9 protein-coding genes are annotated in these 12,997 nt (G+C 71.7%); 6 read left to right on the forward strand and 3 right to left on the reverse strand.

Going from position 1 to position 12,997, the window contains the following annotated elements; all coding sequences use genetic code 11:
* Window positions 1–635 precede the first annotated feature (635 nt).
* Window positions 636–3,779: an isoleucine--tRNA ligase gene (gene ileS / locus E0F75_RS19780; protein ID WP_187623869.1), complete on the reverse strand. Its 3,144-nt coding sequence runs from the start codon at window positions 3,777–3,779 to the stop codon at window positions 636–638.
* A gap of 541 nt (window positions 3,780–4,320) precedes the next feature.
* Between ileS and E0F75_RS19785 the strand changes: the two genes are divergently transcribed.
* From E0F75_RS19785 to E0F75_RS19810, 6 genes are all read left to right on the forward strand, one after another.
* Complete coding sequence (locus E0F75_RS19785) at window positions 4,321–5,112, forward strand: histone H1-like repetitive region-containing protein (RefSeq protein ID WP_187623870.1); 792 nt, start codon at window positions 4,321–4,323, stop codon at window positions 5,110–5,112.
* A gap of 207 nt (window positions 5,113–5,319) precedes the next feature.
* Entirely contained in the window at window positions 5,320–5,943 is a 624-nt protein-coding gene (lspA, locus tag E0F75_RS19790) for a signal peptidase II (RefSeq protein ID WP_187623871.1), read from the forward strand.
* Window positions 5,944–5,994: 51 nt separating this feature from the next.
* Entirely contained in the window at window positions 5,995–6,936 is a 942-nt protein-coding gene (locus tag E0F75_RS19795; RefSeq protein ID WP_187623872.1) for an RluA family pseudouridine synthase, read from the forward strand.
* Window positions 6,933–7,400, forward strand: a complete 468-nt coding sequence (locus tag E0F75_RS19800) for a GNAT family N-acetyltransferase (protein ID WP_187623873.1) — start codon at window positions 6,933–6,935, stop codon at window positions 7,398–7,400. Before E0F75_RS19795 ends, E0F75_RS19800 begins: the two co-directional genes overlap by 4 nt.
* A 110-nt stretch (window positions 7,401–7,510) precedes the next feature.
* The gene (locus tag E0F75_RS19805) at window positions 7,511–9,097 is read left to right on the forward strand and encodes a Na+/H+ antiporter (protein WP_187623874.1); all 1,587 of its coding nucleotides are present in this window, start codon (window positions 7,511–7,513) and stop codon (window positions 9,095–9,097) included.
* A 121-nt stretch (window positions 9,098–9,218) separates the two neighbouring features.
* A complete protein-coding gene (locus E0F75_RS19810) occupies window positions 9,219–9,788 on the forward strand; it encodes a dienelactone hydrolase family protein (RefSeq protein WP_187623875.1) in 570 nt (189 codons plus the stop codon).
* 65 nt (window positions 9,789–9,853) lie between these two features.
* On the opposite strand, the gene E0F75_RS19815 is transcribed toward E0F75_RS19810, so the two are convergent.
* Together E0F75_RS19815 and E0F75_RS19820 are read right to left on the reverse strand one after the other, a co-directional pair.
* Window positions 9,854–10,831: a zinc metalloprotease gene (locus E0F75_RS19815; RefSeq protein ID WP_229312743.1), complete on the reverse strand. Its 978-nt coding sequence runs from the start codon at window positions 10,829–10,831 to the stop codon at window positions 9,854–9,856.
* Window positions 10,832–11,167: 336 nt separating this feature from the next.
* The gene (locus E0F75_RS19820; RefSeq protein ID WP_187623876.1) at window positions 11,168–12,817 is read right to left on the reverse strand and encodes an alkaline phosphatase; all 1,650 of its coding nucleotides are present in this window, start codon (window positions 12,815–12,817) and stop codon (window positions 11,168–11,170) included.
* Between the last annotated feature and the right edge of the window lie 180 nt (window positions 12,818–12,997).

Genomic DNA, 12,997 nt, shown 5'->3' on the forward strand with positions numbered 1-12,997 from the left:
CGCCCGCCACCGCACCCTCTGCCGGGCTGCGCCCGCCACCGCACCCTCTGCCGGGCTGCGCCCGCCACCGCACCCTCACCCGGGCTGCGCCCGCGCCCTCGCCACCCGCCGTGCGGGCTGTGCCCGCCATCCCGCCCACCTCCGTGTGGGCAATCGTCCCGCTGGGGCGGGACGGGTGGGCACACGGGACGGCGCCCTTTGCGGGCGCCTCCGCCCCTTGTGCCTGGACCCGCGCCCAAGGTCGGTGCACTAGGGGTGCGGGTCAGGGCGCGGAAGCCTAGGCCCGGCACGGGGCGCCGTTCCGTTGTGCCCACCCGTTCCGCCCCAGCGGAACAACTGCCCACAACGAGGTGGGCGGCGGGCGGGGGTGGGTACTGCGCCGGTGGAAGGGATGGCCGCAACGTTGGGTGGCGGGTGCGGGGGTGGGCACCGCGCCGGCGGAAGGGATGGCCGCATCGAGGGCGGCGGCGGGGGCTGTGCCGGCGGAGCGGGTGGTTGCAACGGGGTGGCGGTGGGCGCCGCGCAGGGGAGTGGATGGCTGCAATCGGGTGGGCGGGTGGGCTTCGGCGCGGCGGGGCCGGGGGTATGGCGATGGGCCCGGCGCCAGGGGTGGTGCCGGGCCCATCGCGTACCGATCAGGCCTTGCGGAGGCGGAACGTCAGGTTCAGGGACTCGTCCGTGAACGGGGCGCCGAACGTGGCGTCCGCCTCGCCCTGGGCGTGGTCCGTGGCCAGGACCTCGTCAGCGATCAGGCCCGCGTGAGCCGTCAGCGCCTCCGCCGTCTCCGGGGAGTCCGTCACCCAGCGCAGGGCGATCCGGTCGGCCACGTCCAGGCCGCTGTTCTTGCGGGCCTCCTGGATCAGGCGGATCGCGTCACGCGCCAGGCCCGCCTTGCGGAGCTCCGGGGTGATCTCCAGGTCCAGGGCGACCGTCGCGCCCGCGTCCGAGGCCACCGACCAGCCCTCGCGGGGGGTCTCCGTGATGATGACCTCCTCGGGGGTGACGGTGATGTCCTCGCCGTTCACCGACAGGGTCGCCTCGCCCGACCGGAGCGCCAGGGACAGCGCCGCCGCGTCCGCCGCCGCCACCGCCTTCGCCACGTCCTGGACGCCCTTGCCGAAGCGCTTGCCCAGGGAGCGGAAGTTCGCCTTCGCGGTGGTGTCCACCAGCGAGCCGCCCACCTCGGAGAGGGAGGCCAGGGACGAGACGTTCAGCTCCTCCGTGATCTGGGCCTGGAGGTCCGCGGAGAGGGCCGCGAAGCCCGTCGCCGCCACCAGGGCCCGGGAGAGCGGCTGGCGGGTCTTCACGCCCGACTCCGCGCGCGTCGCCCGGCCCAGCTCCACCAGACGCCGGACGAGGAGCATCTGCTCCGAGAGCGTCTTGTCGATCGCCGTCGTGTCCGCCTCCGGCCACGTCGCCAGGTGGACCGACTCGGGGGCGTCCGGCGACACCGGCACCACCAGGTCCTGCCAGACCCGCTCGGTGATGAACGGGGTCAGCGGGGCCATCAGGCGCGTGACCGTCTCCACCACGTCGTGGAGGGTGCGGAGGGCCGCCTTGTCGCCCTGCCAGAAGCGGCGGCGCGAGCGGCGCACGTACCAGTTGGAGAGATCGTCGACGAAGGCCGAGATCAGCTTGCCGGTGCGCTGGGTGTCGTACGACTCCATCGCCTCGGTCGTCTCGGCGACCAGCGTGTTCAGCTCGGAGAGCAGCCACTTGTCGAGGACCGTGCGGTCGGCCGGGGCCGGGTCCGCGGCCGAGGGGGCCCAGCCGGACGTACGGGCGTACAGCGCCTGGAAGGCCACCGTGTTCCAGTACGTCAGGAGGGTCTTGCGGACGACCTCCTGGATCGTGCCGTGGCCCACCCGGCGCGCCGCCCACGGCGAGCCGCCGGCCGCCATGAACCAGCGGACCGCGTCGGCGCCGTGCTGGTCCATCAGCGCGATCGGCTCCAGGGTGTTGCCCAGGTGCTTGGACATCTTGCGGCCGTCCTCGGCGAGGATGTGGCCCAGGCAGACCACGTTCTCGTAGGACGACTTGTCGAAGACCAGCGTGCCGACGGCCATCAGCGTGTAGAACCAGCCTCGCGTCTGGTCGATCGCCTCGCTGATGAACTGCGCCGGGTAGCGGGACTCGAAGAGTTCCTTGTTCTCGTGCGGGTAGCCGTACTGCGCGAACGGCATCGAGCCCGAGTCGTACCAGGCGTCGATGACCTCGGAGACGCGGGTGGACTCCAGCGCGCAGCCCTCCGTCGGGCAGCCGAACGTCACCGCGTCGATGTACGGGCGGTGCGGGTCGAGCTGCGACTGGTCCGTGCCGGTCAGCTCGGTCAGCTCGGCGCGCGAGCCCACACAGGTCAGGTGGCCGTCCTCGCAGCGCCAGATCGGCAGCGGGGTGCCCCAGTAGCGGTTCCGGGAGAGCGCCCAGTCGACGTTGTTGGTCAGCCAGTCGCCGAAGCGGCCGTGCTTGACCGAGTCCGGGAACCAGTTCGTCCGCTCGTTCTCCGCGAGCATGCGGTCCTTGACCGCGGTCGTGCGGATGTACCAGGACGGCTGCGCGTAGTACAGCAGCGCCGTGTGGCAGCGCCAGCAGTGCGGGTAGCTGTGCTCGTACGCGATGTGCCGGAAGAGCAGCCCGCGCGCGTCCAGGTCGGCGGTGAGCGCCTCGTCGGCCTTCTTGAAGAAGACGCCGCCGACCAGCGGCACGTCCTCCTCGAAGGTGCCGTCGGGGCGGACCGGGTTCACGACCGGCAGGCCGTACGCCTTGCAGACCTTGAGGTCGTCCTCACCGAAGGCGGGGGACTGGTGGACCAGACCCGTACCGTCCTCGGTCGTCACGTACTCGGCGTTCACGACGTAGTGGGCCGGCTCGGGGAACTCGACCAGCTCGAAGGGGCGCTGGTAGGTCCAGCGCTCCATCTCGGCGCCGGTGAAGGACTCGCCCGTGGTGACCCAGCCCTCGCCGAGGGCCTTCTCGACCAGCGGCTGGGCGACGACGACCCGCTCGTCGCCGTCGGTGGCGACGACGTAGGTGACCTCGGGGTGGGCGGCGACCGCGGTGTTGGACACCAGGGTCCACGGGGTCGTCGTCCAGACCAGGAGCGCCGCCTTGCCGGCCAGCGGGCCGGAGGTCAGCGGGAAGCGGACGTAGACCGAGGGGTCGACGACCGTCTCGTAGCCCTGGGCCAGCTCGTGGTCGGAGAGGCCGGTGCCGCAGCGCGGGCACCAGGGGGCGACCCGGTGGTCCTGGACGAGCAGGTCCTTGTCGAAGATCTGCTTCAGCGACCACCAGACCGACTCGATGTACGAGGGGTCCATCGTCCGGTACGCGTCGTCCAGGTCGACCCAGTAGCCCATGCGGGTCGTGAGCTCGGCGAACGCGTCGGTGTGCCGGGTCACGGACTCGCGGCACTTGTCGTTGAACTCGGCGATGCCGTAGTCCTCGATGTCCTTCTTGCCGGCGAAGCCGAGCTCCTTCTCGACGGCGAGCTCGACCGGGAGGCCGTGGCAGTCCCAGCCGGCCTTGCGGGCGACGTGGTAGCCGCGCATGGTCCGGAAGCGGGGGAAGACGTCCTTGAAGACGCGGGCCTCGATGTGGTGCGCGCCCGGCATGCCGTTGGCGGTCGGCGGGCCCTCGTAGAACACCCACTCGGGGCGTCCCTCGGACTGTTCGAGGGTCTTGGCGAAGACCTTGTTCTCGTGCCAGAGATCGAGCACGGCGTGCTCCATCGCGGGCAGGTCTACCTGGGCGGGCACCTGGCGGTACTGCGGCGGTGTCATCGAGTTCCTCCGGCGGACTGTCGTCGTTCCGTCGGAGGGACGAGAGCGCTGCTCCCGCGGTACCACCCTCCTTGGCCCGGGGCACGCACGCCCTGAGCCCCCTCATTGGGGTCGCGACGCCGGGTCTAGTCACCGCAGTGCCCTGCGGCTTTCTTCCGACGGCTCCGGGGTGATGCTTCACATCGGGCTCGCCCCCGGGCTCTCACCGTCCCCGGGTCGCTCATGGCTGCGTACGACGCTACTCGTCCCCATCCAAGCCTTTCGCCAGGACCAGTGTACGGGCCCCGGGGCGGGGCGGCAGACCGGTTTTCCCGTGACCCGAATGGCCATACGGGGCGGTGCGGACTTGGGGTGCGGCCATGTGGGGGAGGGGCGGGACGGATTACCCGGCGGGGAGCTGGGCACAACGGAGGCAGGCCTGCCCCGAGGGGTGCGGGGGCGGGTGGGAACGGCGGCGTGCCCCGTTGCCGCGGGCCTTGGGCCGATTTATCGTCCCAGCACGATTCGCGAGCAAGATCACAAAATGTGAAGGGGCCGCGACATGGTGGCGAAGAAGACCGCCGCGAAGAAGCCCTCGGCCGCCGGTTCCACCGGTTCGGCGGAGGGCGCCAAGGACGTGGCCGGGAAGAAGACGACGGTCGCGGAGCCGCCGACGGTCGCGAAGAGGACCACCACGAAGAAGAACACCGCGAAGAAGGCCGCCGTGAAGAAGACCGCCGTGAAGAAGACCGCGGGGGAGGAGGCGGTCGCCGAGGAGACGGTTGCCCCGAAGGCCACCGCCAGGAAGACGCCCGCCAAGAAGGCCGCGGCGAAGAAGGCGGCTGCCACGGCGCCCGCCGCGAAGAAGCAGACAGGAGCCAGGACGGTGGCAGCGAAGAAGACCGCGGGTGGCGTCACGACCGCCGGGGACGAGGCCGCCGTGCCTCCCGCCCGGACCGGCGAGCTCGCCGTACGTCCCGGGGAGGATCCGTGGACCCCGGCCGAGGTCACCGAGGCCCGCAACGAGCTCCAGTCCGAGGTGCTGCGGCTCCGCAGCGAGCTCGCGCACTCCCAGGAGGAGCTCACCGGCCTCATGCGGGACTCGGGCGACGGCGCAGGCGACGACCAGGCCGACACCGGCACCAAGAACATCACCCGCGAGCACGAGCTCGCCCTGGCCGCCAACGCCCGGGAGATGCTGGAACAGACCGAGCACGCCCTGGAACGGCTCGACGCGGGCACGTACGGCCTCTGCGAGGTGTGCGGGAAGCCGATCGGCAAGGCGCGGATGCAGGCCTTCCCCCGGGCCACGCTCTGCGTCGAGGACAAGCAGCGGCAGGAGCGGCGCGGCTGACGGCGGAAGGCGGCGCGGCTGACGGTGGAGGGCGGCGCGGCCGACGGTGAAGGGCGGGCCGCGGCCGGGAGCGGAGCGGGTGACGAACGGCGGCCGCGCGGCCGCCGGCCGGACGCCGCGCGGCCGGTGATCTCGGCTGCCGGTCTCGTACGCCTGTGCCGTACCCTCGGTGCACGGTCAGGCATCGAGGTCGAGGGACTCACTCACGTGGCAGAGGCGGAGCGCATCATCGGTACGCCGGATTCAGCAGGGGCCGAGGAGCCGGCCGCCTCCGACGAGACGGTGGCCGCCGACGGCAGGGCCACGCCCGACGACGGTCCGGCCGCTCCCGAGGAGCGGCCGAAGGGCAGGCGCAGGATCCTCGCCCTGTTCGTCGTGGCCGTCCTCGCCTACCTGCTCGACCTGGGCAGCAAGATGCTCGTGGTCGCCAGGCTGGAGGGCCATGAGCCGATCCAGGTCGTCGGTGACCTGCTGCGCTTCGACGCCATCCGGAACCCGGGTGCGGCGTTCGGCATGGGCGAGGCCTTCACGATCATCTTCACCTGCATCGCGGCCGCCGTGATCGTCGTGATCATCCGGCTGGCGCGGAAGCTCTACAGCCTGCCCTGGGCGATCGCGCTCGGTCTGCTGCTCGGCGGCGCGCTGGGCAACCTCACGGACCGGATCTTCCGCTCCCCGGGCGTCTTCGAGGGCGCGGTCGTCGACTTCATCGCCCCCGCGCACTTCGCCGTCTTCAACCTCGCCGACTCGGCGATCGTCTGCGGCGGCATCCTCATCGTGATCCTGTCGTTCCGGGGTCTGGACCCCGACGGCACCGTCCACAAGGACTGAGCCGATCCGGCCGCGAGACCCGAGCACCTCGGGGCAAGGCATACTCGACGAGTGAGTACGAGTCCCGAGATCCGCACGCTGCCCGTTCCCGATGGCCTGGAGGGCGAGCGCGTCGACGCCGCCATCGCCCGTATGTTCGGGTTCTCCCGTACGAAGGCGGCCGAGCTGGCCGCCGCAGGGAAGGTCCAGGTCGACGGCTCCGTCGTCGGCAAGTCCGAGCGGGTGAGCGGTGGCGCGTGGCTCGAGGTCGAGATGCCGGGCGCGGCCGCGCCCGTGCAGATCGTCGCCGAGCCCGTCGAGGGCATGGAGATCGTCCACGACGACGACGACATCGTCGTGATCATGAAGCCGATCGGTGTGGCCGCGCACCCCAGCCCCGGCTGGACCGGCACCACGGTCATCGGCGGCCTCGCCGCCGCCGGGTACCGCATCTCCACCTCCGGCGCCGCCGAGCGCCAGGGCATCGTGCACCGCCTCGACGTCGGCACCTCCGGTCTGATGGTGGTCGCCAAGTCGGAGTACGCGTACACCTCGCTCAAGCGCCAGTTCAAGGAGCGCACGGTCGACAAGCGCTACCACGCGCTGGTGCAGGGCCACCCCGACCCGATGAGCGGCACCATCGACGCCCCCATCGGCCGGCACCCGAACCACGACTACAAGTGGGCGGTCACCGCCGACGGCAAGGCGTCCGTCACGCACTACGACCTCATCGAGGCGTACCGCTCGGCGTCGCTGCTCGACATCAAGCTGGAGACGGGCCGCACCCACCAGATCCGGGTGCACATGTCCGCCCACCGCCACCCCTGCGTCGGTGACCTCACGTACGGCGCCGACCCGACGATCGCCAAGCGCCTCGGTCTGACCCGGCAGTGGCTGCACGCCGTCCGGCTGGGCTTCGAGCACCCGGGCGACGGCTCGTGGGCCGAGTTCGCCAGCACGTACCCCGAGGACCTCCAGAAGGCCCTGGACCGGATCGCGTCGGAGAGCCAGTGAGCAGCGCGTACAGCGTCCGTGAGGCGCTCGGCGCCGAGGACCGGGAGGCCTGCTTCGCGGTCCGCCGCGAGGTCTTCGTGGTGGAGCAGGGCGTTCCGCAGGAGCTGGAGTACGACACGTACGACACCACCGCGGTGCACGTGCTCGCCGTGCGCGAGGACGGGCTGCCGCTGGGCACCGGCCGGCTGCTCCTCGGGGCGGACGCGGTCGGCAAGACCGGCGCCGGCGCCACGGTGGGCTCGCTCGGCCGGCTCGCGGTGTCCCAGGCCGCGCGCGGCCTCGGTGTCGGCGCGGCGCTCGTGCGGGGCATCGAGGACGTGGCGCGCGAGCGCGGTCTGACCGCCGTCGACCTGCATGCGCAGACCCACGCGCTCGGTTTCTACGAGCGGCTCGGCTACGAGGCGTACGGCCCCGAGTTCCCGGACGCGGACATGCCGCACCGGGCCATGCGTAGGGCTCTGTAGGGCCCGCGCCGCACCAGGAGTGCTCGACCGCCCCCTGCCACACCCGCCGCGAGCGGGCGCACACAGGGGGCAGTCGCCGTTAAATCGGACATACGTGACAGGGTGTGTCCGTGGATCAATTGGCCCTGTTGTTCTTGCTGCTGCTCGGCGCGCTGCTCACGGTCCCCCTCGGCGAGCGGCTCGGACTGCCCGCGCCCGTCCTGATGACCCTCATCGGAATCGGGCTGGCCGTCCTGCCCTTCGTACCGAACGTCGAGGTGCCACCGGAGTTCATCCTTCCGCTGGTGCTGCCACCGCTGCTCTACGCCTCGGTGCAGCGGACCTCCTGGCGTCAGTTCGCGGCCAACAGGCGGCCGATCTTCCTGCTCGCGGTCGCCCTCGTGTTCGTCACCACGGCCGCCGTCGGCGCCGTCGCCAGCGCCCTCGTGCCCGGTCTTCCGCTGGCCGCCGCGATCGCGCTCGGCGCCCTCGTCGCCCCGCCCGACCCGGTCGCGGCGACCGCCGTCGCCGGCTCGCTGGGGCTGCCGCGGCGGCTGGTGTCGATCCTGGAGGGCGAGGGGCTCTTCAACGACGTCACCGCGATCGTGCTGTACCACGTGGCCATCGCCGCCGCGGTCAGCGGCTCCTTCTCCTGGCCCGACGCGCTCGGCGAGTTCGTCCTCTCCGCGGTGGTCGCGGTGGCCGTCGGTCTGGCGCTCGGCTGGCTCGCCAACAAGCTCATCGGGCTGCTAGGCGACGCCACCCTCCAGACCGGCCTCACCCTCCTCGTGCCCTTCGTGAGCTACGTCCTCGCCGAGGAGCTGCACGGCTCCGGCGTCCTCGCCGTCCTGGTCACCGCCCTCTTCCTCGCCGAGCACGCGGCCGACGCCGACGACGTGATGGGCCGGCTCGCCGGGCAGACCTTCTGGCAGATCGTCGACACCCTCGTCACCGGCATCGCCTTCGGCCTCATCGGCCTCGAACTCGTGCATGTCTTCGGGGTGGCCGAGGGGCGCGGCTGGGAGATGCTCGGCTGGGGAGCCGCCGTCGTCGGGGTGGTCGTCGGCGTCCGGCTGCTGTGGCTGCTGCCGGCGACCTGGCTGGCGAAACGGCTGCACACCCGCCGGGACGTCGACGAGGAGATCCCGACCAGCTGGCGGGAGACCATCGTCATGTGGTGGGCGGGGATGCGCGGCGTGGCCTCGGTGGCGCTCGCGCTCGCCATCCCGCTCCGCACCGACGACGGCGCGCCCTTCCCCGGCCGCGACGAGATCGTCTTCATCGCCTTCTGTGTGATCATCGCCACGCTCGTCGTCCAGGGGCTCACCCTGCCCTGGCTGGTGAAGCGGCTCGGCGTACGGGCCGACGCGGACGCCGAGCGGATCCTGGAGCGGGATCTCGCCATCCGGGCCGCGAAGGCGGCCAGGCGCAGGCTCAAGGAGATCGAGGAGGTCGAGGAGCTGCCCGAGGAGGTCCAGGAGCGGCTGCTGCGCGGGGCGTACGACATCGGGGCGCGGATCAGTCCTGACATGGTCGACGAGGAGCGGCGGGCCGCGTTCGTCGAGCGGACGAAGCGCTTCAAGGCGGTGCAGCGGATCCAGCGGGAGCTGATGTCGGCCGCCCGGCACGAGGTGCTCTCGGCCCGCAGCGAGCCGGGCGCCGACCCGGAGGTGGTGGACCGGGTGCTGCGCCAGCTGGACGTGCGCAGCATGCGGTGAGGGGGTGGCCGGCGGCAGGTGGGAGGCGGGGTTCCGGCGCCTGGCGGCAGGTGGGGAGGCGGGGGCGCCGCGGCGGGCGGTGCGGCCGGAGTCCCGTGGAGCGGGTGGCAGGATGGGACGCATGGACATCATGCTCTTCCACTCGGCCTACGGGCTGACCCCTTCCGTCGAGGCCGCTGCCGAGCGGCTCCGCGCCGCCGGGCACCAGGTCTGGACCCCGGACCTCTACGGGGGCCGGACGGTCGGGAGCGTGGAGGAGGGCGTGGAGCTCCGGGACGAGATCGGCAAGGACGAGCTGCTGAAGCGGGCGGTCCTGGCCGCCGCCCCGTACTCCGAGCGCGGTCTGGTCTACATGGGCCTCTCCCTCGGGGCCTCGATCGCGCAGACCCTGGCGCTCGGCGACGAGAAGGCGCGCGGGCTGCTGCTGTTCCACGGCACCTCGGACCTCGCGGAGTCGGCCGTGGTGGACGAGCTGCCCGTGCAGCTGCACGTGGCCGATCCCGACCCGTTCGAGACGCACGACTGGCTGTCCTCCTGGTACCTGCAGATGCGCAAGGCCGGGGCGGACGTGGAGATCTACCGCTACCCGGGCGCGGGGCACGTGTACACGGACCCGGAGCTGCCCGACTGGGACGAGGAGTCGGCCGAGCGGACGTGGTCGGTGGCGCTGGCCTTCCTGGACAGCCTGTAGGACCGCGGTGAACGGGTGTGGCCCCCGGGGGAGTTCCCCGGGGGCCACACGCGTGTTCGGCCGGATCAGGCGCGGTACGCCGTCCAGTAGTCGTTCATCCGGGTCACCTGGCCCGAGGTGAACTGGTACATGCAGGCGTCGTACGTGTAGTCCATGAAGTTGTGGATCGGGTCCACACCGGCCTTGTTGGTGCAGGTGTCACGGCCGGTCGGGCACTCGTAGGCGGGGCTCTTCTCGGCCGGGGTGTCGGCCACGCCGTCACCGCTGCCGCTGCAGCCGCCCTGGAAGGTGTGGTAGAGGCCCATCCAGTGGCCGACCTCGTGGGTGGCGGTGTCGCCCTGGTTGTAGTTGGCCGCGGAGCCGCCCGGGAGGGAGGCGTCGAGGACGACGACCCCGTCCATGGACGGCTGCGAGGCGTACGAGGACGGGAAGGTCGCCCAGCCGAGGAGGCCGCCGCCCAGGTTGGCGGTGTAGAAGTTCAGCGCGCCCGCGCCGCCCTTGCGGAGGGTCTGCTTCATCTGCTTCTCGGCGGTGGAGCCGGAGGACAGGTTGTACCAGGACGCGTTGTCCGTGTAGTCGGTACCGGCCAGGGTGAACTGGAAGTTGGAGTTCACGTTGCCGGTGCCCTGGCCCGCGTAGGCCGCGTTCAGGACGTTCATCTGGTTGGTGATCGCGGTCGCGGAGAGCTTGCCCGTCGTACCGGAGTGGATGACGTGGAAGTAGACGGGGATGTTCACCACCGCGGCGGCTCTGCCGGCGGAGCCGCTGAGGCGGGCCTCGGAACGGGCGGCGGACAGCTTCTTCTTGAAATCGGCGTCCATGGCCGAGGCCTTGGCGGCCGTGACCTCGTTCGGCTCGGCGGCGTGGCCGTCGGCGCCGCGCGCCTTGCGGGCGCCGGAGAGGGCGCCGGCGTCGTCGGCGCACTCCTCGGCGGAGGCACCGGCCAGGGTGGCGGTGGTGGTGCCGCTCGCGACCGGGGCGGAGAGCGGGGCAAGGGCCAGGGTTCCGGCCATGACGGCCGTACCGAGCATCCGACGTGACATACGCGGGGATATGCGGACAAGAGCACGCATGGTGACTCCTCGTGGGGGGTGGGGGGAGGAACTTCCTCCGCCACGCCGGGGAGATTACGCGTCCATGTCAGCCACCGTTGAGGAGTGATCAAGCCCAATCATTCAGGGGGCAATTCGGGTCATCAGAAAGAAAATCTTGTGCCGCTTCCGGAGTTTGAGATCTCGATGTAACAACTGGGGGGACGGAGGCGGGTGGTGTGTCCGGATTCGATCTCCAAAACCAGCCACCCGCCGTAGCGATGTGATCTCCCGTTAACAGAAGGGATCATGGCTGAAAAGCATCGCTAATGAGCCGTCAGGTACACATCAGCGGACCGGCTGGTACACCCGCTCGACGCGCTGCGTTCCGCTCAGCGTCCGGTAGGAGCGCGCCCAGGACGTCGTCGCGGCCGGGTCCGTCTTGTCGGAGACCGTGTAGTAGTCCATCTGCGAGCGCTCGGCGGTCACGTCGAGCACGCCGTAGCCGTGGTGGTCCATGTCCACCCACTTCACGTGCCGGTTGGCGGCCTTGACGGCTCCGGCGGCCACCACCGAGAGCGTCCCCGGGGCCACGTGCAGCAGGTCGTCCAGGTTGTCCGAGGTCACCGAGGTGACCACGAACTCGGTCGCGGCCGACGCCGAGAAGGGGTACGTCGCCGCCTTCACCGGTACGTCGTTGGCCCAGGCCATGTGGATGTCGCCGGTCAGGAAGACCGTGTTGCGGATCGCCCGCGAGCTGAGGTGCCCGAGCAGCTCCTTGCGGTCGTCCGTGTAGCCGTCCCACTGGTCGACGTTGACCGCGAGCCCCTCCTTCGGCAGGCCCATCAGCTCGGCGATCGGCTCCAGGAGGTGGGCGGGCAGGGCGCCGAAGGCGATCGGCGAGATCATCACCGAGGTGCCGACCAGCTGCCAGGTCGCGTCCGAGCCCGCGAGCCCGGACTTCAGCCAGTCCAGCTGCGCGCGGCCGGTGATGCTGCGCGCCGGGTCGTCGACCGAACCGCTGCCGGTCTTCGCCGGCGCGGAGCGGAACGACCTCAGGTCGAGGAGGTGCAGATCGGCCAGCTTGCCGAAGCGCAGCCGCCGGAAGACCGTGCCCTCGGTGGACGTACGGACCGGCATCCACTCGAAGTAGGCCTGCTTGGCCGCGGCGACCCGGGCCGCCCAGTCGCCCTCGGCGCCGGGGGTGTGGTTCTCGGCCCCGCCCTCCCAGGCGTCGTTGGCGAACTCGTGGTCGTCCCAGATGGCGATGACCGGGTGGGCCGCGTGCAGCGCCTGGAGGTCGGCGTCCGTCTTGTAGTGGCCGTGCCGGGTGCGGTAGTCGGCCAGCGAGACGATCTCGTGGCGCGGCTCGTGCTGCCGGACGGTGTACTTCGCCTCCGGGTAGGTGCCGCTGCCGTACTCGTACACGTAGTCGCCGAGGTGGAGGATCGCGTCCAGGTCGGCGCGGGCGGCGAGGTGGCGGTACGCGGAGAAGTGGCCGGCCTCCCAGTTCGCGCAGGAGACCACACCGAACCGGACACCGGGCGCGGCGGCGTCGGCGGCCGGCGTGGTGCGGGTGCGCGCGGTGGGGGAGACGGCGGATCCCGCGGTGAAGCGGAACCAGTAGGAGGTGGCCGGGCGCAGGCCCCGGACGTCCGCCTTCACCGTGTGGTCGGAGCCGGCGCTCGCCGTGGTCGTGCCGGAGGCCACGATCCGCGCGAAGCCGCGGTCCTCGGCGAGTTCCCAGCCGACCTGGACGTCGGGGCCGAGGCCGGAGCCGGGCACGGCTTCGGGGGTGGGGGTGACGCGCGTCCAGAGCAGGACGCCGTCGGGCAGCGGGTCGCCGGAGGCGACGCCGTGGAGGAACGCGGGGGCCCCGGGGTTCGCGTGGGCCGTGGTGGCCGCGCCGAGGAGGGCGGGCGCGGTGACGGCGGTGACGGCGGCGGCCTTGACGACCGTGCGCCGCGTGGGGGCGGAGGATATGAAACGACTGGTCACGGGCAGTCAGATTACTGGCGGGTACGGTGGGTGGGGAGGGGCTTGCGGGAAAGTTCGCCGGATCGTCGCCCCCAGGTCGCATCCGACCCCGCGGCGGTGGCGCCTCCCGGGGGGTCGCTAACCTGACTCGGGATCAGAACGGCTCTCCGTGAGGCAGTTCCAGGGGAGGCCGCTCGCCAC

This window comes from Streptomyces sp. CB02980 (genome assembly GCF_014451325.2).
GTDB lineage: Bacteria > Actinomycetota > Actinomycetes > Streptomycetales > Streptomycetaceae > Streptomyces.

What these genes read in the sequence shown, in the direction of transcription:
- E0F75_RS19815 (WP_229312743.1), bottom strand. Translation starts at nt 10,831, where the DNA reads ATGTCACGTCGGATGCTCGGTACGGCCGTCATGGCCGGAACCCTGGCC.
- E0F75_RS19810 (WP_187623875.1), top strand. Translation starts at nt 9,219, where the DNA reads ATGGACATCATGCTCTTCCACTCGGCCTACGGGCTGACCCCTTCCGTC.
- ileS (WP_187623869.1), bottom strand. Translation starts at nt 3,779, where the DNA reads ATGACACCGCCGCAGTACCGCCAGGTGCCCGCCCAGGTAGACCTGCCC.
- E0F75_RS19785 (WP_187623870.1), top strand. Translation starts at nt 4,321, where the DNA reads ATGGTGGCGAAGAAGACCGCCGCGAAGAAGCCCTCGGCCGCCGGTTCC.